The sequence below is a fragment of the Limnohabitans sp. 2KL-3 genome (genome assembly GCF_001269405.1).
In the GTDB taxonomy this organism is placed as follows: Bacteria; Pseudomonadota; Gammaproteobacteria; order Burkholderiales; family Burkholderiaceae_C; genus Limnohabitans_A.
Map to the genome: position 1 here is coordinate 105,785 of NZ_CXON01000007.1, position 23,836 is coordinate 129,620.

The following is a 23,836-nucleotide window of genomic DNA, read 5'->3' on the forward strand; positions in this document are numbered from 1 at the left end:
GACGCATCAGGCATCCCAGCATTTCCCCGAGATTTCAGCGCCGCAACCATGTCGCCACCCACCGCAAGGGTCGCGTCAAAAGCCAGCTGCGACTGGTCAAAAGCTGATTCAAAACCGCCTCGTTGGCCGCCCCGGCCCTGGCCTGTTCTTGCAGCGACAAAGACGCCTGCACCAACAGGGCCGTTGCATCATTGCGAAGGCCAATTTGGTGGGCCAACTCTGCGCGCAAGTCGAGCAACTCTTGCTCCAGGACCGAGTAAGTGCGAGCCCGTGGCGACTGCGAAGCATCGTCTGGCAAGTCTCCGTACGTTCTGGAAGCCGCACTCACACCCGGCAAATGCACCCAAACCGCCAATTGCGCCAGGCGCATCCAAAAATCCCGATCCGCCTGCCAGTCCAAAGACAAATCAAAAGACAAACCTTTTTGCAAAACGCTTGACTTGAACAAAACCGCATGTAAGGGCAGCAACGTGTCGTCCTGTTGGTTCGAAAAATCCCAAGGCAGATCCAGAATTTTCCCCAAGGCAGAGCCATCGGGTCTGACCAAAGCAACGCCTGTGTAGGCGGCCAATAAATGGGGTTGGTGTTCCAACACGCCCACCAAGCGGGTGACATGGCCGGGGAAAAGCCAATCATCCTCATCCAGAAACAACAAATAATCACCTTTGGCTTCCTGCAAAGCCAATTGACCTGCGGCCGCGCGCGACAAAGGCGCTTGCGCACTGATCAGCCTCAGAGCATGCGGGCCACAGCGATGTGCCAAGCGGCTGTGGTCCGGCACCTCAGCCACCACCACCACTTCCAAATGAGGCCAAGTCTGAAAGGCAATCGAGTCCAAAGCCTCTTGCAAATAACGGCTGTCGGCGCTCCTGACCAGCACCGAGACCAGTGGCGCAGCAGGTCTGAGCGCTTCGGGCTCAGGTCCACTCGACCCAGTCGCTCCGCCCCAATATGGCCAAACCGTAAAACTCGTCAACTCTTGGGCTGACATCAGCAAAAAAGCCTCAGCTGACTTGACTGGGGCGGGCAAGGTATAAGACCTGAATCGATTCAGCGCTGCGATATGTTGGTCATAATTTTGGTACACCAACTGCGACTCGAAACAAGCCATGGCTTGCTGTTTCAAGGCGACATCCGCGGTGATGTCCAGCAAAACATTCGGCCTCAGCGCAGCGCCCACCTCATAAAACGCCATGCGGCAAAAACCACCGGTGCGTTGAATGCTCTCTGTCGCCAACCGCGACGCCTGCCGATGGTCTGGGTGAATTTCCCAAGGCGAAGGGGCATAAACCAAATCGATTTGCTCTGAAATGAGTAACCGTGTCAGACGATCGACCAGCCGCTCACTGCAAGCCAAAGCCCGATCCACTTCGCCCCAAAAAATGGGGACGCCATAACCCAAAACGGCTGCAGCACGCGCACACTCCTCAGCGCGAATTTGGTCGTTTCCATGCTTGGAGCCATCGGTCAACACCAGTACCTGAACACTGACACCGTGCCGCAAGTGCGAGACGATGGCCCCTGCGCAGCCAAACACCTCGTCGTCCGGGTGTGGAGCGACCACCAGCACACGCCGAGCTGGAATTTCTAGTGTGGCCACATAGGGGATCAGATCAGATTCGTTCAAGCAAAAACTCCCCTAAAGCCATTACAAAGATCAGGCCAAGCCATGACAAAGCGCCAATCTGTCACCGGAAATCCGTGTCCCCGCCCATCAACCACCACTGCCCCTGCAACTCGGCAGCCGACGGCCCTGGCGTCCACACATTGGCCGGAATCCACACATCCAGGGGCACAGACTCACTGTCCCATGCACCCAGCAAATGCCGGTGACTCGAAGTGACCCAAGCCAACAAACGGCTGCGACCCAGCAAATGCGCATGGCGCAAAGCCACCCGTACCAACGCCGAAAAATGCACCGGGGCACCAATCAGGTCCATCAACTCCAACCCGTCTGCACCCCGGTCACGCAACACCACCACCCCCAAAGGCCTGCCCGACAAACGCGAACGCATCAGCAGCACCGTGTAATTCACCGTCGGGTGCTGCAAAAACCGCTTGGCCACATGCTGCCAATCGCGCACCCCCAAAATGCTCGACCGCATGGCCTGCGCCATCTCGGTCCAGCAGGTATTCACGGCCGCCTCATTGGCCAAAGACACCGCATGCGAGCGCACCCGCCAGCTTGGCAGCAGGCGCGGCACCGGCCAGTGCAACTCCACCACCTGATCGACCGCAGCGTAAATGCCCTGGCGCTCTGCCAGCCGCAAATGCTTCAGATTGGGAAAGCCAAAGCCCAGCAAAAACGGGCGGCCAAAGCCCATCAACTGCTCCAGCAAGGTCGTACAAGACAAAAAGAAAGGACCCTGGCGGGTCAGCACCCCTCGCTCAGACGGCTGCACCATCACATCACAAATTTGCAGCGCCATCGCCTGCACGCCATGCACCAGCACCGGACGGGGCAAGCCCCCGTAAAAACCCACCAATTCATCTTGGGCAAACGCGCCCACTCCAGCCAGCTCATGCCCGCCGTACTTCCAATCCCAGTGCGCCTGGGTCAACACATGGCCAAAACTGGCCTCAAACAAAGCATGCCAGCCCTTGTGCACAGCCCCTGAGCGGACCCATCCCAAAGACCAGCGCGGCGAACGCGTCTTCAGCCAAGACCCATCGGGCTGCGCCGTTAAACCAAAACGCGCGGCCAACGCCGCCAAGCCATGGGCCTGAGGATCTGGGAAAGTCAGTGACTCCCCCACCTCCAAAGACACCGCCTGCGACGACAACCCATCGAGCAAAGTCACCAGATGTGTTTCTGCCTTGCCCTCAAGCCGCAAGGCCCCTTCAGAAGTGTCAGCGGCCTGAGGCACGCCGGCCGCCGAGGTCCAGACCCTGGGGACATGAAAAAGACCCTGTTCAAGCCCGTTTTGTGTCACCTCCAGATACACGGCGCGGTCGGCGGCGTCGTAAATGTGCAAACCCCGTTCGCAAAACAAATGCACGCTCACAAAATAGCGCCCCTTGAGCAAAGGAAACTTGGCAAAACAAACCTGGACGAAGCCCGCACCCGAGGCATCACGCTGCAACTCCACGCCATCGTTCCAGGCCCCAGCGCTGCTCACAATGCGGTCATCGGGCGTGTGCACCGACACCGCGACCGTGGGGCAGGGCAGGGCGGGGTCACTCGCAAAGCGGGCCTGAACAACCAAATCATCGACCATGGACGTCAAGTGCAAAGGCCCCTCACCCGGCCCCAGACCCCCCACCCGCACCCGCACCAAGCGCGCAAACCCTTTAGGAGACATGGGCTGTGAGGGCGAAACCGCCGACGCGGGCTGCGGTGAACCCTGGCGATCCAAAAACTCTTGGTAAGCCGACACCACCTGCGCCGGATTGCCCTGAGCCACCACCTTGCCCGCATGCAGCCACATGGCCCGCGTGCAAATCGATTCGACCTGAAACAAGGAATGCGAGCAAAACAAAATCGTCGTGCCCCGCTCGCGCAGCGCCATGATCCGGTCAAACGACTTGCGGGCAAACTCACCATCACCCACCGACAAGGCTTCATCCACCACCAAAATATCGGGGTCAACACTGGTGGCAATCGAAAAAGCCAAGCGCACATACATGCCACTGGAGTAGGTTTTGACCGGCTGATCGATGAACTCGGCAATGCCCGAAAACGCCACAATCTCGTCAAATCGGTCTGCCATCTCCTGGTGCGACAAACCCAAAACCGAGCCATACAAATACACGTTTTCGCGGCCCGAAAACTCGACATTAAAACCCGCGCCCAGCTCCAGCAAGGCAGCCACCCGGCCACGCACATTCAGTGCGCCCGAAGACGGCATCAAGGTGCCGCACACAATTTGCAGCAGTGTTGACTTGCCCGCGCCATTGCGCCCCACCAAGCCCAGCACCTCACCCCGGTGCAAGGAAAAACTCACCCCACTCAAAGCCGAAAAAGACCGGTTACCAAAGCGAGATGCACCAAACAACATCTGGCGCAAACGGTCGGCAGGGGACAAAAAGAGCTGGTAAACCTTGGACAGGTCCTGCGCCTCAATCACATTCAGGTCAGAGGACATCGGCAAACCCCTTGCGCGTCAATTGAAAAAATCCTGCGCCCAGCACCGCCGCACAGCACCCCCCCAAGCCATAAACCAGCAAACCCCACCAGTCCGGCCACACACCTTGCAGCAACACCATGCGCGAGGTCTCGATCACAAAGCTCAAGGGGTTCAGCCACATCCAGTCCTGCAAGACTTCGGGCAGCGCACGCGAAGAGTAAAAAACCGGTGACAAAAACATGCCCATGCTCACCACCATCAGCATCATCTGGCCAATGTCACGCACATACACCCCCAGCGCAGACAAAAACCAACACAAGCCCAACATGAAAGGCAAAAAGCTCAAAATCACCACCGGCAAAACCACCGCTGACCAAGGCAAAGCGCCATGCACCGCCAAGGTGGCCAAGCACAGCACCGAGGCATTGAGCAACCAATGAAAGCTGGCCGACAACACCGCCACCCAAGGCAAGACCTCGAGCGGAAAAATCACTTTTTTGACCAGATTGGGCTGCTCCAAAATCAACTGCGGCGCACGCGAGGCCAACTCCGAAAACAAATTAAAAACCATCAACCCGGCCATCAATTGCAAGGCAAACTCAACGCCACCACCGGCCTCGGACCCTGGCCAACGCGCCTTGAAAACGCCCACAAACACAAAGGTGTATACCGCCAGCATCAACAAAGGCGAAACAAAAGACCAGCCCAGCCCCAAAAGGGAGCCACGGTAACGCCCCAGCACTTCACGGCGCGCAAACTGCCACAACAAATGGGTGTGCTGCACAGGCCAAAAATAGCGTTTTAAAAACTCAACAAAGTGCATGTTTTTATTTGGTTAAATCCAGTAGCCCTTTGGCCACCTGTTGCAAAACATCGGGCTTCGACACGATCAGCGCATCTTTCTCGCGCAAAACCAAAGACTGGCTTTGCAAAATCTGAAACACCCGGGTCACGGTTTCGCGGCTCAAATTCACCATCATGGCCAGCTCTTGATGCGTCGGTGGATCGGCCAAAGCCCATTCCACACTGGCCGACACATCGCTTTGTCGTGCTGGCTGCTGCATCGACAAAATCTGCGAACACACCCGCTGCATTGGGTTGTTGATCGACAAAATTTGCCGTTGCTCGCTCTGTGCGCGAATGCGTTTGGCCAGGCCCGTGGTGATCGCTTCGGTCATGGCCGGGTGCGACAAAATCAAGCCCCGAATCACCGAGTTGGGAATCAAAACCACCTGAGACTTTTTGTTGGCGATCATGATCTCGGGCTGTGCCAAACCGTCGAGCATGGCGATCTCGCCAAAGTAGCCCCCCTCGTCAACGAAGTACAAGCCCACTTCTTTGCCATCCAGCGTGAAGTCAGTGGCTTGCAAACGCCCCTCCAGCAAAAAGCACAGCTGCACCGAAGCCGCCCCCTTGTTCAGCACCACTTCGCGCTTGGCAAAGGTCTTGAGCGAGCTTGCTGCGGCAACCTCGGGCAACAGAGTGGGGGGCAAATTCTTCAGCAAAGAAAACTGAAGCAACAAAGAGGGGTGAATGGCCATCAGTTGCGTATTATGAAACAGCCATGCATACGAAAGAATCTTTACGGTCCTGTGATTGTACTCACACGTATTTGTTATAGGCCTTCATAGAATACCGCCTTACTCTGATTTTTTTACTGGCAATTCCCATGCTCAACCTCATCAAAAAAGGCTTACTGACCGCGCTGGTCATCGTCCTGATGCAGCCAGCATGGGCCACCAACCGCGTCGGTGAAATCACCCTCGTCATTGGCCAATCCGAAATCGAACGCGCAGCCAACCCCAACAACGCCCCCGCCAAAGGCGACCTCATCCAACAAGGCGACATCGTCAAGACCTCGGCCAACGGCCATGTCCACATCCGCTTTGTTGACGGCGCACTGGTCAGCGTCCGGCCCAACTCGGTGCTGTCCATCCAAGAGTTTCGCTACAACCCGGCCGACCCCGCGGTCTCGGTGGTCCGCATGAACCTCGACCGTGGCGAAGTGCGCTCCATCTCTGGTGCCGCTGCCCAAGCCGCCAAAGACCGGTTTCGCCTCAACACCCCCTTGGTGGCCATTGGCGTCAAAGGTACCGACTTCGTCACCCAAACCAGCCAAGAGGGCACCCGCGTCATGGTCAACCAAGGCGCCATCGTCATGGCCCCGTTTGACCAAAACTGCAAAGCCCAAGCCTTGGGCGTTTGCTCTGGATCGCGGGCCCGCGAACTCACCGCCGACATGGTCGGCATGGCCCTCATCTACAAAAGCGGGTTTGCAGACCCCAGCTTGCAAATCCTGCCCGGCGTCAAAGACCCCGCCAAACCCATCTCGCCCGACCGCAAAGGCATTGACGACCCCAAAGTCAACAGCGTTGACGACAAACTCCTCGAAGGCCTGTTTCCTGTGGCCCGGCTGGCCTGGGGCCGCTGGAGCCGAACTCCCGCTCCGGGTGACGGCCTCACCCTCAGTTTCCGCGACGCCATGCAAGGCCGCGAAGTCACCGTGGGCGACGGCTACTACTTCCTCTTTCGCGAAGCCAGCACCGTCAATCTCTTGCCCAGCCTCACCAGCCAAGCCGAATTCAAACTCACTGGCTCTGCGGCCCAATACCGATCACCCGGCAACGACATCAGCGCCGCACAGGTCGATGCCGCCAGCCTGAGCATTGACTTTGGTGCCCGCACCTTTGCCACCCAATTGCAAGTGTCGGCCCCCGGCATCACCCCGCAAGCCTTTTCTTACAGTGGCAAAGTCGATCCCGCTTCAGGCATCTTTTTGAGCGAAGGCGGCAACGGCAAACCCAGCTTGGCCGGCAGCCTGACCCAGACCGGGCGACAAGCCGGCTACCTGTTCAGCCAGCCCGTGGGCAACGGCAGCCTATCGGGGGCCACCCTCTGGGGGCGCTGAGCATGGCCCGCCACACCACGCCTTCTGCCACAACGAGCGCCGCGCCGTCCGGCTCCACCATGGCCAGCCTCGCGGCACGCTTGCTGCTCAGCCCCTTCTGGATGCGCAGCGCCGCTGTGGCTTTGGCGCTGGCACTGCTGGCTTTGCTACACAGCCAGGCCGGTGCTTGGTTGGGCCACTGGAACGACCGCCTGAGCAGCCAAACCTGGGCACTGGCCGACAGCCAAGCTCTGGAACGCCGTGTGGTCGTGGTCGACATTGACGAAAAAAGCGTGCAACAACTCGGCGCATGGCCGTGGCCCCGCGACCGTGTCGCCCAACTGCTCACCGCACTCGACGCCCAAGGCGTCAACCTCAAAGTCGTTGACATACTTTTTGACGGCCCCCAAGGCCAAGACCCGGTGTTGGCCAAAGCCCTTCAGCAAGGCGCACCCAGCGTCATGGCCCAACTCTTTTCGCTGCAAGCCGAACCCCTGGTGCGCACCGGTCAGCTGAGCGGCGCACTGCCCGCATCCGACCTGTTGGGGCAAGCTTGCCCCAACCAAACCACGGCGGCCTTTGGTCACCTCTCGCCCTCAGGCACCTTGCTGCAAAGCGGCCAAGCCCTTGGTCACATCACCCCCGTCATTGCCCCCGATGGTTCCGTGCGCCAAGTGCCCGCGCTGGTCTGTTACCAAGGCCAAACCTACCCGGCGCTGGTGGTGTCGGCGCTGGCCGCAGCCACCGGCACACACCCGCAACTCACCACCCGCACCGAGCTGTGGGGCCAGCGCTCGGTGCTCGACATTGGCGGGTTTGAACTGCCCCTCAACCCCAAGGGCCAGCTGACTGTCTCTTACCAAGTGCCCCGCGCTGGCTTTTTGTCGGTCTCGGCGGTTGACGTCATTCAGGGCACCGTGCCCCCCGGCCTGCTTCAAGGGGCATGGGCCTTGGTGGGCTCCACCGCCATGGGCGCAGGCGACGCCGTGCCCACCCCCCAAGGCGGCGCGGTCGGCGGCATCGAAGTACACGCCCAACTCATGGCCGCCGCGCTTGACGCCCGCACGCCCTACACCCCCACCTGGGCCAAGCTGTGGCCATGGTTGGGCGGCTTGTTCAGCCTGGTCATTTTGTTTGCCGCCCTTTACACCGGGCGCATGGCAGCGGCCGTCACCCTTCCATTGGCCGCGCTGCTCAGTGTGGGCACCCTGTTTGCCGTGCACGCCTATGCCCTGTTGGTGCACGCCCAACTGCTGCCGTGGGGCACCCCCGCCATCTTTGCCGTGCTCAGCGCTTTGCTGGTGCTCAGTGCCGACACCCTGCGCGTGCGCCTTGAACGCGAAAGACTCTTTGTCAACCTGGCCAGCTACCTGCCCGCCCAAGCCGCCCAAAAAGTCGCCTTCCAAGAACCCACCGCCCAAGTGCAGGCCCAGCGCCAAGACGCCACCGTCATGATCATTGATGTGCGCAACTTCTCGACCTATTGCGAAGGCCGCACGCCAGAAGACACCGCCACCGTGCTGCACAACTTCTACACCACCGTCGAACGCATCGTCACCCAACACGGTGGCGTGGTCGAGCAAATGGTGGGCGACAGCATCATGGCCGTCTGGAACGGCTCCAGCCCCTGCCCCGAACACGCCCGCCAAGCCTTGGGCTCGGCCGAACAAGTCTGGCGCGAAGCCCTGGCCCAACTGCCCCGAGTCGCCACACGCCTGACCCCACCGCTGGACATCGGCATCGGCATCGAAACCGGCCCCGTCATGGTCGGCTCATTTGGCCCCGCCCACCGCCGTGTGCACGCCGTGCTGGGCGAACCCGTCACCATTGCCGCCCGGCTCGAATCACTCACCGCCGAATTGGCCTACCCCATCTTGCTGGGCCCCGAAGTCGTGCGCTGCGCGGCCAACCCCAAACCCGAACCGCTGGGCGAATTTTTGCTCGACGGACTGACCACCTCACACCAGATTTACAGACTCCCCGTGCACTACGAAGCCAGCCACCTGCACCTGGTCTACAGCATCGACGAAGAAAAAGCCAACTGGGCCTGAACGCTTTGACCATGTCCAGCCGGGGGCCAAGCACCCCTTGTCCGCTGTTGCGCCAGGGCTGCATCCTCATTTGGGCCGATCCATGATCCGCCCAAATCCTGCCCACCCAGCGCACTTGCACAGTCCCACCACGGGCCGTGCGCTTGTGTGCGCGTGGACGATGGCCATGTTGTGCGCCGGAGCCGCAGCCCAAAACATCCCCCATCCTCAAGCCCAAGAACTGAGTGCACCACCGTCGGTAGCCTTGCTCACGGGGCAATGCCCAGCAGGATTTCCGGTGCCCACCCCCGCGCTGGCCCAAAGCGCACACCTGCTCAAGCTGGCTGCCCAAGCCGAAGTCTGCGACACCCGTGCCGACTATTTTGCTTACCGAGGCAGCCTGCTGCTCATGGCCGGGCGTCTGCCTGAAGCGGCCACCAGCCTCGAAAAAGCACTCCTGCTCGACCCCACACTGCCCGGCGCTCAGCTCGACTTTGCGCAAGCGCTTGCACAACTTGGACAAAAAGAAGCCGCGCTCCAACTGGTTGACCAAGTCGGTGGTCGCGCCGACATTGACCCCGGCCTGCGCCAATGGCTCACCAGCTTTCAAACCACAGAAAAAAACGACGACTGGACCTGGAACGCCATGTTGCAAAGCAGCATGGGCCGAGAAAGCAACCTCGACAGCGCCACCCACACCGACACCCTCACGCTCTACCTGTCTAACGGCCCCGTCACCGTCAGCCTGGCCGACACCGAACGCCCCGTGGCCGGCAAAGGCACCAAAAACTGGGTGGCCGTGCAAGGCCTGCACCCCTTGGGCCAAGGCGAGATCCGTCTGGCCGCAGCCTACCAATCGCGCAACACCCCCGGCACCAACTTGGGCAGCAGCGACCAAGCCGACGCGGCCCTGACCTACGCCCACCCCGCCGGGCCAGGCATTGCCGCCATACGTTTGGGCGGGTTGCAATACAAAAAAGAAAACGCCTACGCCTACAAAGAAAGCAGCGCACAACTCAAATACGAACCCGCCTGGCGCATCAAAAACTGCCCCTGGAGCCTCAGCTGGGGCCAAGCGCGGCAAGAACACCTGACCACGCCCACCATGTCGGGCGACTACCAATACACCCGCATCGACGCCAGCTGCAAAAACAATGTGGGCGGCGTCACCGCCCTGCACCTGATTCAAGGCCAAGACCGCCCGCAAGACCTCACGCGGCCGGGTGGCACCAAAAAACGCACAGAGTACGGCCTGCGCCACGACCAGGCCCTCGACCTTTGGGGGCATGCGGCCCAAATCAGCCTTTGGGGCCGACAGCACAACAGCCGCGACCAAGACATCCTGAGCCCACTGCTGGGCGGCACCATCGTGCAGACCCGCCGCACCGACATCGGCCTGGGCTACTGGTGGCGTGTGCACAAACAATGGAGCATCGGCTTCGACCTCGAACGCACCCGCCAAGAGTCCAACAGCGAACTCTCGCAAGTCCACAACAAACTCTTCTACCTCGGCATCCGCTGGACCACCGAATAAGCCCCATCAACAAGCAGCCCAGCCCCCCGGCATCTGTAGGAGCCCCGCCCCCGGGGCGATGGTTTTTGTGTTTGTAGGAGCCCACCCCTGTGGGCGATGGTTTTTGTGTTTGTAGGAGCCCGCCCCTGTGGGCGATGGTTTTTGTGTTTGTAGGAGCCCACCCCTGTGGGCGATGGTTTTGTGTTTGTAGGAGCCCACCCCTGTGGGCGATGGTTTTGTGCATTTTGTGGGAGCCCCGCCCCCGGGGCGATGGGTGGTGGTCTGCGAGGGTGATCGCGACGAGGGCGTCGCTCCTACAAAAAAAGCGTTTGTGCCAACACCTTCAGGTGCTATGGGTACGACAGAGGTTTGCTTGTGTTCATGGGCATCCGGCCATGACAACGGTTTTGTTGAAGGTGTAATAAAACTTCATGCAGGTCAACACCTGAGCCTGGGGGGCGTGAATTTCCCAAGTGCTGATGCCTCCGCCGCTCAGATGGTGGATTTCGCCGTGGATGTAGTGTTGGGGCGGTAAGTCGAAAAAATAATCGTTGTTGTCCATCAAACCAGCCAAGGAAAAAGTTTGTCTGTAGGTTTGGCCATCTTTCGTACGAAGTCGGAGTTCTGCCAATCCCGTGTTTTGTCGGGCATGTGTACCGAACCGGATGCCGATTCTTCTGAGTTGCCCGAATTCAAGGACTGGCAAACTTGGCATATGCAGCTTTATGGGCTGGCCCTCTTGAAGGGGCAGGCTGGCAATCAGGCGTCCTGGTGCTGTACCTGCCGGGTCGGGCTTGTGGGTGATCAGCTCGACAGGGGACTGAAACGGGGCCAGAAAATACCTGTTGAGCAAAAGTTGTGTGCTTGCTGTCACCGAGAATAAAAACAGTCCGAAGCACAACACGCGGCCAAGCTGTTGGCGCCAGTTTGGCCGGTTATTGGGTTGGCCTGAGAGGCTGTAAGCCAAAACGATGGCGGGTATCAGGAAATATCGCCCCTGAATGCCAAGGATGATGTTTGCAGGGTGAGGTGTCCACGTCACCAGCAATGCCAAAAAAATCAACAGGATGGATGCCACGGCCACCGCCACCAACAGCAGACGATTGCGCCATTGCTGCCTGATGCCTCGGCAGGAACTTGCCAGAATCACTGCGGCGATAAGGCTGTATCCCAAGACACCGTATGCCTGCGGGCTGAATGGTGTGTCGAGCCAGCCGAGGACGCCGAGGAATGAGCGCACATACATCGGACCCAATTCGTCATTGGAGACGGTGGTCCCAATGAGCTTGAGGAACTGAAGGGGTTGCTGAAGATAGAACGCCACGATTTTGGATGTGGGAGCAGCGATGCCAACCCGCATATCCACCGTTGTTTTGATGGCCAGCGCCGTCCAGATGACGATGAACAAACCAGCAATGAGCAACAAGATCAAGCCGCGTTTGTTGGGGGTGTACCGCCAGGCAGCGAAAAGCAAAAAAACAAATGGCAAGGTATGAATTTTGCTGGTGACCAACACCACAACAACAATGGCGAGTGCGGGAAGCGCCCAGGCGGGCACCTTGTGTTTGTTTGCCGCGACGCGCATAAAAATGGAAATTGCCAACACGGCCGATGCCGCTGCCATCCCATCCAAACTGGCAGACGCAAATTGAAAGAGCGTCATGGGCATGAACAGCAAGGCGAGCGCCAGTGCATTTGGGGCGTGAATTTTGAAGGCCGCTCCGATCAACAGGACGCAGGTCAGGAGTGCAAATGCGCGGGCGAGCTTGTACGATTGATCGATGGTGAGGCCAAGCTGCTCACCCAAATACAGGCCTGTGGCCTGAGGCGCGTAAATGATCGGAAAATAGTAGCCCGTGCCTGGCGATGGATCGTAAATGCGCTCTTGGGTCCAGCGGATCTTTGCTGCGGATTCGTTGACCTCAGCGGTGACCTTGTCCTGTGCTGCAGGGTATCTGGCCATGTAATCCAGTAATCCGGTGTCTATGTCACCGCCACTCGATTGGCCTGCTGGACGATCCAGCACCCATGTGCCCTTGGCCAACAGGTATGCGCGTTCGATGTGGTCGGGTTCATCTGGTGATTTCATCGGCGGGATGACCACGGATAAAAATGCGCATCCAACCAAGAGCAAGATGGCCATGCCGCTTGGCGCGGTCGTCAGCTTTTTAAACAACTGTGTCATGCGTGGGCCAAAGTGACACAACTTTTCAAACCATCTCATCAACAACGTACTCATTCAGCGAAAAGCCCAAAATTTGCCCATCAAAAATCCATGGATGGCCAGGACAGGCAGTGAGGCCACTTTGCCTGCGATTGCATCGAACCCAAGCCACAGCGCGGCCCAGACAAACATCAGAGTCAAGCCGTAATTGACCGCCACGATCACCCAAAAGCGCAGTGCGTTTTGCCAACCCATGCGCGCCATAAATGTGAAACGCGTATGCAAAAGATAGTTGACCGCCAGCCCGAGCACAAAGCCTGCTGTGGTGGCCAGCTGAACGGGTGATCCGGTTTTCAGGAGCAGCGCCATGGTGCCGATATCGACAAGCGCGGTGAACGCCCCGACAGCGATATAGACCAAAAACTGTGGCTGCAACACTGCACCAAGCCAAGTGCGGTTCATTGGGTGACTTTTTTTCTGTGGACGGGGCGCTTGGGGGTTGAGCTGATGTCATAGCTCAAAAATGCCAGTAACAATTGAACGCCCATCAAAATGGGAAGTGCAGACAGCATGACCGAGCCCGCTGGGGTCGTGACACCGACGTTGGCAGAATTGATCCAGTGGTAACTGCCGTAAATCACGCCAAAAACGGTGAGCACCAAACCCATGGGCAACTCGATGGATGCGAGCGACATGTCGCGAAGGTAGTAGTTGTAAAAAATTCGTTTGATGAAGTTCCGCACGTGTTTGGCGAAAAATTCACCCACAATTTTTGAAATTCGGAGGTGGCTGACTTCGTCACCGTACTTGGCTTCCATGGGCACATCGACCACAACGGCCCGCAGGGTATTGAGTCGGAACAGCATGTCCGTTTCAAAAAAATAGCGAAGACTGATTTTGTTGAATGGCAAACGCCGTGCGGCATCAGCGTGGATGGCGGTATAGCCGTTGGTGGGATCAAAAAGATGCCAGTAGCCTGAAGACAATTTGCACATGAGCGAAAGCACTGCATTGCCGAGGAGGCGGACCATGGGCATGGAGCGGATTTTTTCCAGATCAAAAAAGCGGTTGCCTTTGGTGTAATCGGCTTCGCCATGGAGGATTGGGGCGACAAATTGAGCGATCAATGCGGGGTCCATCTGACCGTCACTGTCGATTTTGACCAAGATGTCCATGCCGTCAGCCATGGCGGCTTGGTACCCCGTCATGACTGCGCCGCCCACACCGAGATTTTGCGAGTGCCGGATGATGCTTACCCGTGGGTCGAGGCAGTGGCGTCGGACGAATTCACCCGAGTCATCGGGGCAAGCATCGTCAACCACGTAAATGCGACTGACCTCGGAGCCTATTTGCGCGATGACCCCTAAAACATGGCCGCATGCTTTGTAGGTCGGGATGATGACAGCTATTTCGTGCTCAGAACCCATGCGTTTGTGATATTTGAATATAAAAATACAAAATATTTTAAACTTTTTTAACTCTAAAAATTACAAAAGTTTTAAGAAAAGAATATTCATTGAAATGGATGGGATTCTGATGTTTCCAAGCGTGCATGCGCTGGCACGCCCGAACCCACAGGTCTGAAACTGTTCCCATGGTCTGCAGGACTCAAAGTTTGTGGCGTGAAGGGCTCTAACTTGATGCAATTTTGTTGGTTTTGTGGATCTGGCCCCTCCAGTCTGGATTGCCCTGCTGATGGGCCATGTGCGTAGTTGTGTTCCTGTAAGGCCTCACCCCTGTAAGTGATGTCACCGTTTGCGTTTTGAAACACTTTTTTGTGTTTGTTGTTGTACCAATTGCTTAAAATAAAAGTACTCAAAAAATTTATTTTAAGAATGAATACAACCCAGCATCTCAGCAGCTTGGGCATCACCATGGCGCAGTGCAGCAGCTATATCGCGGCCAACATGGACAAGCCGTTCACCCTTTTTTACGAAGCCAAGCGACACAAAATCGACAGCCAAATGCTGGCTGACATTGTGCAAGATCGGTTTCCGGGTGTGAGCGCCACGCAAGTCGAGGCGTTTTTTAGCGGTTATGGGCTCAGAGGCAAGGACCTGAATGCGGCCACGCTCAACCCCGCGCCCGTTGTTCAACCCTGGCAAGGCGACAACAAGTTCAAGTCGCTGTTCAGTTTCAACGACAACACCGGTGCCTTGTCCACCGAGTCCATGCGCGACACCGTCGTGGCCAAGGTCGGCTGGGACAAATACATCCAAACTTTCAGCCCCAAAAATATCCCGGGTGCCGCAGACGGCGTACTCAGCGTTGCAGATTTGGGCTTCAAGCAACTCGGTGACATTGCGGCTACTTGGCAGAACATGGAGTCGCTGCTGTACGGCACCATCAGCCAAGTGGGCCATTCATTGAGCCGCAAAGAAGCGCAAGAAATCTACGATTTCACCCAAAAAAACAGTTTTTGGATACAGACCAAAAACCCTGGGGTGATGGCCCAGTTTGAAAAACTCATGTTGGACGCATTCCTCGATCCAGCCACCGAACAAGACCCCGCCGTGCTCAGCGATGACCAAATCGCCGATGCCATCACCAACGCGCTCATTTCGCAAGTTTCTTTGGTGGGCATCGACAGCTCCCAAAACCTGTTCAGCAACCTCAACGTGTTCTGAAGCCACGCGCTTTGTTGCACGCCATCGGTGAAGCCGCGCCATCGCTGCACCAACCATTTCTCAGTTCACACCCTGCAAATATCATGTTCAAAACACTCACTTCACTCATTCTGTCCACACTGATGCTCGTCGCTTGCGGCGGTGGTGGTGGCGACAGCACTACGGTCCAAAACGTGTTCACCTTCAATAACAACAACGATGGCACTTCCTTCAGTTGCCCCACCAAAGCCACCCTGGACCAATGCGCCGCCGGTTCTTGCGGCGAATGCATCTGCACAAAAGGGTGCACCAGCACCAAAGTCAAGCTCAGTGTGATCTTGGCGGACACCAACCTCAAGCTGAACCAGCAAACCGACCTGACCCTCAAGTTGGACAACAAAGCCGATGTGGTTCAAACCGCCAAATTCAAGCTCCTGACACCCACTGGCCCTGCGGGCTACAGCTTGTCCGTTCCATTTTCGAATGGTTGCAAAACCCTGTCTCAAACCATCGGTGGCAACACCATCGCGGCCACCGTTGTTGTGCCGGCCAGCAACTCAGTTTTGCCTTGTGAATTCAAGCTCAGAAAAACTTTCACCGTGACGGGCAGTGCCCTGACCTTCACCCTTGAAGACCTGGACAAAGTCGAACTCGAAGGCAGCTTGCCCGTGGTGAACGTGACGCCTTAAAGCCCATATGCCCGAACGCTCAAACGCCCAAAGACAACAAGCTTTGGGCTTTTTTGTTTATCAATGAATTCAAAATCATCTCTTTTATAATCAAAATAAACAAACATAGACGGTTCACCCCAGGCCAAGACAACGATCAATGCACAGCAGGCCAGATCGGACCCACCCCATGGCTGCGGCCGTCAACATGCACAACACGCGACACACAACAACGGGCCAGCGCCCACGGCTTACCTTGGTGGTGCCTTGCTACAACGAAGCACTGGGCTTGGCGGCATTTTTTGATCGACTGATACTGGTGCTGGCGCAATTGCCCGACTACGCACACGAAATCATCTGCATCGACGACGGCAGCACAGACGACACCTACGCCCAACTCGAATGGCACGCGCAGCGCAATCCCCACATCACCCTGGTCGAACTCTCGCGCAACTTTGGCAAAGAAAACGCACTCACCGCAGGTCTTGACATGGCCGACGGTGACGCGGTCATTCCCATCGATGCCGACCTGCAACACCCGCCCGAACTGATCTTGGACATGGTGAAGCTTTGGGAGCAGGGTGCAGACATGGTCTTGGCCAAAAGAAAAACACGCAGCGACACAGGCAAACTGCAGCGCTGGTTGACCCAAGGCTTTTACCGGCTTCACAACCAGCTGGCCGAATGCCACATACCCGCTGACGTGGGCGACTTTCGCCTTATGGACCGGCAAGTCGTTCACAGCCTGCAGCAACTCACCGAACGCACCCGTTTCATGAAAGGCCTGTACGCCTGGGTTGGCTACAAACAAGTCACCATCGAATTCGACGTGGAACCCCGCCGCCATGGCCAATCGAGCTTCAACGCCAGAAAACTCTTTCAGCTTGCCCTGGATGGCATCGTTGGCTTCAGCACCGTGCCACTTTACGTTTGGGTCGGTTTTGGCTCTGTCATTGCAGCGCTGTCATTGGTTTATGGCCTTTGGATCGTGCTCAGCACCTTGTTGTTTGGCATCAGCGTGCCGGGCTACGCCTCCATCTTGACGGCCGTTTTGTTTTTGGGCGGCATCCAGCTCATTGGCATTGGCGTGTTGGGCCAATACATTGGCCGAACCTACAAAGAAACCAAAAAAAGGCCCATCTATTTGGTGCGCCGCTTGCATCGCCATACCCCCTCAGAAATCACCACACCATGATCCACCAACACCCTGCCCGCTGGATGGGCCTGTGGCTGGCGCTGGGGCTGCTGCTGTCGTTGTGCGCCTACCCCTATTTGAGCCAAACCGTCTTTTCTGACGACGACGGGCACATCTTGCAGCTCGCCATCGAGGCCCCATTTTTGGGCGCCTATTACAAGCCTGAGATTTACCAGCAGCTCTCGGTCGTTCACTACACCCCAGTCGCATTGACGGTTTACCGACTCATGTTTGAGTTGTTTGGCGTCACCGCCACGCCATTTTTGATTTTGCAAATCGGATTGCTGGGCCTGTGCGCCGCCTTGGCAGGCGCATGGTGCCATCGACACACCCAACAAGTCAGTGCCGGGCTCATGGCCATTTTGCTCATCGCCAGTCTCAGCAGTGTTTGGCCCATGGCCGCGCGGTTTTACACCCTGCACTATGGACTCGGTGCCCTGTTCAGTCTCTTGCTTTTATTGCACCTGCAAAATAAACCGCCTTCCTCGGCAGTCCAGCCAACCCTCGCCCTGGTCACAAGCTTTGTCCTTGCGCTTTTGGCCTTGCTCAGCAAAGAAATTTATGCACCCCTGGTGCTGGCACTGTGGGCCTGGGCTGCGTTTCGAAAGCACAGGCCGCAGGCGATAGGCCTGTTGCTGGCCATGTTGGTGTACGCAGGACTGCGGTTGCACGTTTTGGGGTTTTCCACCGAAGGGCGCACGGGTAACAGCTTGCTGGCCGACTTGCAGTCTCTGCAAGCGGGCACCCTTGTGCACTTTGCAAAATGGTACGTGCAAACCCACGCACTGTTGTTGTTGGCCACAGTGTTGGCCCTTGTGCTGCGCCCCTTGCAAACCCTCAAAAACAGCCTGATCGCCTGCCTGCTGGTGCTGCCCGTTTTGGCGGCACCCCACGCTTTCATAGACCCAGCCCAGCATGCTGATCGGCTCTTTTTTGCGTTTGACTTGGCCCTGTGCTGCGCCGTTGCGTTGGCCTTGCACAGCAAGGCGGCTGCACCGCATTGGCCCAAATGGGTGTTGCTGCTGGCCCTGCCATGGGGCGTTTTCAGCACCCATGCGGCCATGCAAAGCAAACAACAACAATTGTCGACTGACCCATCGCAACGCATCACTCGTCAAATTTTGAGCGCCCACCCCTTGGCGGCACTGACCATATTGACCGAGCCCGCCTACCAGCAAGGAGGACTGATGCGGCTCATGATCCGCCAGCATATTCCGCTGCGCATCACCCAAAACTGCCAAGAAGCCCTGCATGCCCAAGCGCAAGGCCAAATGGTGTGGACCTTTGACGCACAAGGACACAGGCAAGACCCCGTGGGCCTATCTAAACGTTGCCAGCCGCTGCAGGCCCATGGGCCGGAACCAGTTACCGAAGTGATTCACCCCTCGTTTACGCGGGGGGTGTTGCAATGGCAACTGCACGGACCCTCAGGATTGCAAGTGGGTATTCAGTTTCCGGACCGAGGTCTTACCCTGGCCACCCCCCAGATGCGCGAACGCTTGGTCAGACCCCGAGACTCCGAACCCTACCGCCTGTATGCCCGCCAGGGCGAGCAGTGGTGGTTTTCTGAGTTGCGGCAGATGACTGTGCTAACACCCTAAGCCACCAAAGCCTAAAAGTACCCCGCGCCCACAGAAAGAAACCTGGTATGAATGGAACGATGCTGATTGCTCTGGCCGCGCTGCTCAACAGTGCTGCTCTTATCTGTTTACGCTGGGCCGAGCGTGACATCAACTGGTCACAGGCCACCTTGTCCATCAGCTTGCCCAGTCTGGGGTTTTTGGGTCTGGGCATACTGGCCTATGGACTGGCCTTTGTCTTGACGATCCGCATCATGGGGCAAAACGAGCTGGCCTACAGCGGGCCGGTTTTTGTGGGGCTTCAGTTTGTGTTCAGCATGCTGGCGGCACGATTTGCCTTTCAAGAGCAACTGAGCTGGACACATGGGGCAGGGGTTATGTGCATTTTGCTGGGTGTGGCCTTGATGGGTTGGCGGCGCTGAAGAAGTGGCAAGGTGCAAACTTGCTCCCCCACTGGATTGAATTTGTCTTTTAAAAGACCGGACCAAAATTATTACTGAGGCAGCATGGCCCTTTGTGGGAGCCCACCCCGTGTGCGATGGGCGTGGCACACGCCCTGAAAGCTGTTGCCCATCAACGCGTCGTTTTACATTGGCCTGGCTTGGCCATGTTCAGCTTGGCCACGGCTTTTTGGCCCTGGTCTTCGGGCATTTTTTCAAGGTCACTGCCACCTGACAGCACGCCCATTTTGATGAACTGGCGAATGAAATAATTTTTGCCTGCTTCAACGACCAGTTCTAGGGTGTTGGGTGAGAACTCTGATTCGGTTTCTATTTTGTGCGTTTGTCCGCCAGCGGCTTCGGTGTAGAAAAACACATCGGGTGCACTGGTGCCGACGCACTGGCCATTGAGCCAGATGTCTCTTTTGAGGGCCTTGCCCATCATGCTGTCGCGGTAGATGTAAACACCGGCCATGCCTTGGCTGGGGGCCTTGAATTCTTTGGCTTTGGCATTGTCTGCTTGAGAGGCCATGTCAACAGATGCGCAACCCGACAGGACGAGGCTGGCTGCGAGAACAATAGAGGAAAAGAACTTCATGGGGGATCTTGCTGGGAGGAGGTGATGAACTGACTTGAGCATGAACTCAAAGAAAATGAAAAAACCGCCTGCGGCTTTCGCTGCAGGCGGTTTTTTGTTGGTGCTTCAAGCTGCCAGGGATTGCGCCCTGGTGTGCTTCAGACAAGCCAAGACTTGTGCCCCTGGCTTGGCTGTCCTGAACATCAGGCGAAGTTGAACCAGGCCAGGCTAGACCACTCAGTGTCTGCCAAGTCGATGGTGCCCATGGCTTTGGCTGTAGCGTCTGCTGTACCTGTGCCGTCGTTCACTGCATACACAGTGCCCACGTTGTGCGCATCAACCACGACCAGCACATGTGTAGTGGCATAGGTGTTGCTGCTGCCAGCTTCGTACCATGCAGCGACTTTCGCTGCTGTGTCATTCACACTGGCGCTGCTCGAAGGCCAGACCTGGTCAAGGTTCATGATCGAGATCGAACGGTCCATCGATGTTTTTGCATCAATCGTTGGCATGGCTGTCAAATCACGGTTCTCACCGAAAGTTGGCGTTGCAGCTGTTGTGAGATCGTTGGCAATGCTGTTGGTGGCGTAACCAACACCAGCAGCGCCAACATTTTTCAAAACAGTCGGTGTGGCGTAGTTAAAGAAGTTGACGCCAATAGCTGGTCCTGTCAAACCATTGACTGCCTGCACATGGTTGGCGGCCGAAGTCGAACCAATTTTGCTCAACATGTCACCGCCCAAGCCTGTGAAGTCAAACTTGTCAGCGCCAGTGCCTGATACCGTTGCAATTTCAACCAATGTACCTTTGGTGAAGTGCACCACGGTGTCGTTGCCGAACTCTTCGCCAGCCACATAAACCAGGGTGTCATTGCTGTTGCCTTCTGTGCCCAAAGCGGCAACGTCGTTGCCAGTGCCCAGATACAGGGTGTGATCTGCAGCGCCGCCTTGCGAGTTTTGGCCCGCGGCGAAGGATTTCACATACCCACCAATTTGCGAATTTGCAAACAGTTTGGTGCCACCAAATGCGGGCGGTGTTGTAGGTGACAGGTTGGTCAGTGCATTGATGCTTGCATCCATGATCGCCAAAACCTTCTGAGGGTCGGTGGTGCTGTCGGCTGCCGCACCCAGCAAGCCCAGTTCTGTGTCCAGATCGATACCCGCTGCTTTGTAAGCAGCGCGGTAGCCGTTCAACAAGCTGTAAGCATCGCCGCTGATGGTGGCTGGACGAGCAAATGCCAAGGTCAAGTTTGACGATGCCATTGCGCCTTCAATCAAGGACTCGACGACCAAGCTGTTGGCTTGACCGTCTTTGGCCACCAGCAGCTTGCTCAAGGTCGCGTCTTTGTTGATGGCTTGCTTGATGGCTTGGTTGATTTGCAGGTCGGTGGTGAAGCCGTCTGTCGAAGGCACATCAACCGTCACGGTGATGTGCTTGAACGTGACGGACATCTTCACACCCGACATGAAGTTCTTGTCGTTTTGCTCAGAAGTCAAGGTGCTGCCGTTGAAAACCCACTTGGCCTTGGCTGCTTTTCCAACAACGATTGCATCAGCAAAAAGGTCAGAATCAGTAGTGCTATCGACAAGGTTTTGTACAACCATGTTGTTCGCGTACACAGCATCATCGCCTGCACCTGCAGTAACTTTCCAGTCGCCGCCGCCGTTGAGGTTGATGGTGTCGTTGCCCACACCGCCGTCAACATTCAAGTTCGCGTTCAATTTGCTGTTGATGTACCAGTTTTCGAACTTAGAAGGAACGTCATTAATCGATGCGATCTCAAGATTTGCATCCTTAAGCACATAACCAGAGATCGAAGTCCCATCACCCACTTGTGTGGTGATGGTGTCATTGCCTTCGTTGCCCTTGATGTTGATCACCAAGTCTTCGCGGTTGGTGGTGCCTTTGTAAGAATCCAGGTTGCCCTTGGCGATGTTCAACATGAACTTGTCGTTGTTCGTGCCCATCAGGTAGTCAAAGTTGACGTTGTCAGCGGCTGCAGCAGCAGGTGCTGCATCAGTCAGTGTCAGGTACTTGGCTACAACGCGGTCGGTCAACTGTGCGTCCAGGTCGAGCTTGCCCTTGAAGGTGCTGGCGTCGATCAGTTTGACGTCGGTGAAGCCGTAATCTTTGTGCTCATCAGCGTTCAGGCCTGGCAAGAGGTTGTCGCTGGTCGAATTTTTGCCATTGTCAGCAACAGGGCCAACCACTGTACCTGTCACGGTCAGGTTGCCAGCGTCTTTGACGTTGTCGTTGTAGGCGTTGTCCACGCGGCTGGTGCTGCCGTTGACGATCGACACTTCACGCAGGGTGTTGTTGGTCGAGTTGATGGTTTCCAGCTTGCTGTTGTCTTCAACGGTGATGTTGAAGCGCTCAACGCCTTTGGATGTGGATGTTTCACCCACCGACAGGCCGCCCACAACCAAGTCGCCACCGGTGGAGCCACGGCCCACGTCGTCCAGCACGATGGTGCTGGTGACGGGGTCGGTGTTCTTGGTGGAGCCTTGGCTGAAGTTGGTGTGCAGGCCAGAGTTGGCAGGCACCACACCGGCAGCCACCCAGCCGGAACCGGCGGGGGTGGTGAACGAGAAGGACGAAGAGGTTTTGATGACCACTTCTTTGCCGATCACGCTTTTTGCCGTGGTGGTGTCGGTGACGGTGAAGTCAGAGCCAATGGACACGGTGACTGCGCCAGCGCCGAACTGCTTGTCGGCAGCGGCTTGGAAGGCAGCAACCAATTGAGTGTAAGTTTGTGCGGCGTCGATGGCGTCGGACTGCAAAGTGACCACAGTGGCCACGCCTTTGGCGTCGGTGGCTGTGAACTTGAAGCCGCCGTAAGGGCTGTTGAGCAGAGGGTCTTTGCCGTCCACCACAGCGCGTGTGTCCATGACTTGCAGGTTGATCTGCGAAGTCGATGCGCTGCTGTTGCGCAGGCTGTTTTGGTCAAAGTACACCGAAAAGTCAACGTGACCAGGATCGGTTTCACGCATGGTGATGGTGATGTCTTTGGTGATTTGGTTGTCGGCAATGCGCACGTCTTCGACGATCAGGTCGGCGCGGCTGTTGCTGTTTTCCCAGTTGTTCACGCCGCTCATGCGGGCTGCGTCAACGTTCACGATGCCTTCATTGGACACGTTGTTGTCGCCAGTGTCGCTGTTGCGCGATTGGGCTTGGATGATGACTTTTTCGATGCCGCTGGTTTGTGCGGTGATGGCTTTGTCTTCGCCCATGCCGCCCAAAATGGCTTTGAGTGTGTCGTTGCCAGCGCCGCCGTCGATGCGGTCACCGCCTTGCAGTGTGTTGCCACCATTGGACAAGTCGGCTGTGAACATGTCGGCCAATGCGCTGCCGAACAATGTGTCCAGGCCACCTGTCAGGTTGTGCTGAATGACTGCGCCGAATGCCACGTTGGCTGCGCCGGTGTAGGCAGCAGCCACGTCCACGTTGGCGTTCCAAGCTTGAGCTGCTGCGCCGTAGGTGGCGTCGTTGGTCAGGCCAGAGAACAGGTTGATGATGTTGCTGATGGCTTCGCCACGAGCGGCTGGGGCAGCTGCATTCAATGCGCCAGTAACGTATGCCACAGCACCGTCAACACCAGCACCGGTGATGCCCAGGTTTTTGACCAGGGTGGCAGCCACTGCAGCGGTGGTTTGTGCGCCGAAGCCCGAAGCAAAGTAGCTGTTCAGGGTTGCGCCCAAGGATGTGCGGTCGATTTGTTTGTCGACTTGACCCATGGTGATGCTGCCGACTTGCACGCCGAACAGGCCCATAGCGAAACGCTGAACTGCCACTGTATCTGTAACGATAGCCATTTGGTTTTCCTTATTGGAAGGGTTGATGAATTTAGGTTTATTTGCAAAGAAACCCGAGCATGAGCATTGGTTTGCCCACACTCGCTTGAAGGTCCTGCCCTGCAAGGCGCTCAAGCCAGTGTGTTTTGAATACTTTTGTGCGTGTTGCTTTGTAAGAAGTGACGAATTCTAGCGGTGGGCAGCGGCCGTTTTTGTGATGACAGTCACATGCTTTGGCTTTTAAGTGTAATTCTTTGGTAATCTTTAAAGTGTAAAAAGTGACATTTAAAAGTATTAATTTAAGTCTAATGGTTTTGA

Annotated in this window: 17 protein-coding genes; 8 read left to right on the top strand and 9 right to left on the bottom strand. The window is 56.9% G+C overall.

Translation table 11 applies throughout. From position 1 onward, the window contains the following. Positions 1-34 precede the first annotated feature (34 nt). From AMM41_RS11370 to AMM41_RS11385, 4 genes are all read right to left on the bottom strand, one after another. A complete protein-coding gene (locus AMM41_RS11370; protein ID WP_089957842.1) occupies positions 35-1,627 on the bottom strand; it encodes a PIG-L family deacetylase in 1,593 nt (530 codons plus the stop codon). Between the two features lie 61 nt (positions 1,628-1,688). Continuing rightward, positions 1,689-4,085 carry a GNAT family N-acetyltransferase gene (locus AMM41_RS11375; protein ID WP_089957845.1) on the bottom strand — a complete coding sequence of 799 codons (2,397 nt, stop codon included), beginning with the start codon at positions 4,083-4,085 and terminating at the stop codon, positions 1,689-1,691. Next, on the bottom strand, positions 4,075-4,890 hold the full coding sequence (locus AMM41_RS11380; protein ID WP_089957848.1) for an ABC transporter permease: 816 nt from the start codon (positions 4,888-4,890) through the stop codon (positions 4,075-4,077). Before AMM41_RS11380 ends, AMM41_RS11375 begins: the two co-directional genes overlap by 11 nt. A 4-nt stretch (positions 4,891-4,894) precedes the next feature. Beyond that, positions 4,895-5,608, bottom strand: coding sequence for a Crp/Fnr family transcriptional regulator (locus AMM41_RS11385; protein WP_089957850.1), 714 nt, complete (start codon positions 5,606-5,608; stop codon positions 4,895-4,897). A gap of 128 nt (positions 5,609-5,736) precedes the next feature. Here AMM41_RS11385 and AMM41_RS11390 point away from each other — a divergent pair, with 128 nt between their 5' ends. The 3 genes from AMM41_RS11390 to AMM41_RS11400 all read left to right on the top strand — a co-directional run bounded on the left by AMM41_RS11390 (position 5,737) and on the right by AMM41_RS11400 (position 10,518). Beyond that, entirely contained in the window at positions 5,737-6,975 is a 1,239-nt protein-coding gene (locus tag AMM41_RS11390) for a FecR family protein (protein WP_089957853.1), read from the top strand. Between the two features lie 2 nt (positions 6,976-6,977). Next, the gene (locus tag AMM41_RS11395; RefSeq protein ID WP_089957856.1) at positions 6,978-9,005 is read left to right on the top strand and encodes a CHASE2 domain-containing protein; all 2,028 of its coding nucleotides are present in this window, start codon (positions 6,978-6,980) and stop codon (positions 9,003-9,005) included. 166 nt (positions 9,006-9,171) lie between these two features. After that, on the top strand, positions 9,172-10,518 hold the full coding sequence (locus AMM41_RS11400; protein ID WP_194944742.1) for a tetratricopeptide repeat protein: 1,347 nt from the start codon (positions 9,172-9,174) through the stop codon (positions 10,516-10,518). 358 nt (positions 10,519-10,876) lie between these two features. Here the strand turns inward: AMM41_RS11400 and AMM41_RS11405 are convergent, their stop codons facing one another. The 3 genes from AMM41_RS11405 to AMM41_RS11415 are packed head-to-tail and all read right to left on the bottom strand — an operon-like array spanning position 10,877 to position 14,088. After that, positions 10,877-12,682 carry a DUF2142 domain-containing protein gene (locus tag AMM41_RS11405; RefSeq protein ID WP_228769239.1) on the bottom strand — a complete coding sequence of 602 codons (1,806 nt, stop codon included), beginning with the start codon at positions 12,680-12,682 and terminating at the stop codon, positions 10,877-10,879. 54 nt (positions 12,683-12,736) lie between these two features. Continuing rightward, entirely contained in the window at positions 12,737-13,123 is a 387-nt protein-coding gene (locus tag AMM41_RS11410; RefSeq protein WP_089957866.1) for a GtrA family protein, read from the bottom strand. Beyond that, positions 13,120-14,088 carry a glycosyltransferase family 2 protein gene (locus AMM41_RS11415; protein ID WP_089957869.1) on the bottom strand — a complete coding sequence of 323 codons (969 nt, stop codon included), beginning with the start codon at positions 14,086-14,088 and terminating at the stop codon, positions 13,120-13,122. The genes AMM41_RS11410 and AMM41_RS11415 overlap by 4 nt, the downstream gene beginning before the upstream one ends. Before the next feature lie 408 nt (positions 14,089-14,496). Between AMM41_RS11415 and AMM41_RS11420 the strand changes: the two genes are divergently transcribed. From AMM41_RS11420 to AMM41_RS11440, 5 genes are all read left to right on the top strand, one after another. Next, entirely contained in the window at positions 14,497-15,288 is a 792-nt protein-coding gene (locus AMM41_RS11420; RefSeq protein WP_089957872.1) for a hypothetical protein, read from the top strand. 83 nt (positions 15,289-15,371) lie between these two features. Beyond that, positions 15,372-15,956 (top strand): hypothetical protein, encoded by a 585-nt coding sequence (locus AMM41_RS11425; protein WP_194944743.1) that lies wholly within the window; start codon positions 15,372-15,374, stop codon positions 15,954-15,956. Between the two features lie 169 nt (positions 15,957-16,125). Then, positions 16,126-17,130 (top strand): glycosyltransferase family 2 protein, encoded by a 1,005-nt coding sequence (locus tag AMM41_RS11430; RefSeq protein WP_228769240.1) that lies wholly within the window; start codon positions 16,126-16,128, stop codon positions 17,128-17,130. Continuing rightward, the gene (locus AMM41_RS11435) at positions 17,127-18,731 is read left to right on the top strand and encodes a hypothetical protein (protein WP_089957878.1); all 1,605 of its coding nucleotides are present in this window, start codon (positions 17,127-17,129) and stop codon (positions 18,729-18,731) included. The genes AMM41_RS11430 and AMM41_RS11435 overlap by 4 nt, the downstream gene beginning before the upstream one ends. A 47-nt stretch (positions 18,732-18,778) precedes the next feature. Continuing rightward, complete coding sequence (locus tag AMM41_RS11440; protein WP_194944744.1) at positions 18,779-19,132, top strand: DMT family transporter; 354 nt, start codon at positions 18,779-18,781, stop codon at positions 19,130-19,132. 151 nt (positions 19,133-19,283) lie between these two features. Here AMM41_RS11440 and AMM41_RS11445 read toward each other — a convergent pair whose 3' ends face one another. Together AMM41_RS11445 and AMM41_RS11450 are read right to left on the bottom strand one after the other, a co-directional pair. Then, a complete protein-coding gene (locus AMM41_RS11445) occupies positions 19,284-19,748 on the bottom strand; it encodes a DUF2846 domain-containing protein (RefSeq protein ID WP_089957884.1) in 465 nt (154 codons plus the stop codon). Between the two features lie 182 nt (positions 19,749-19,930). Further along, complete coding sequence (locus tag AMM41_RS11450) at positions 19,931-23,539, bottom strand: beta strand repeat-containing protein (RefSeq protein WP_194944745.1); 3,609 nt, start codon at positions 23,537-23,539, stop codon at positions 19,931-19,933. Positions 23,540-23,836: the final 297 nt, after the last annotated feature.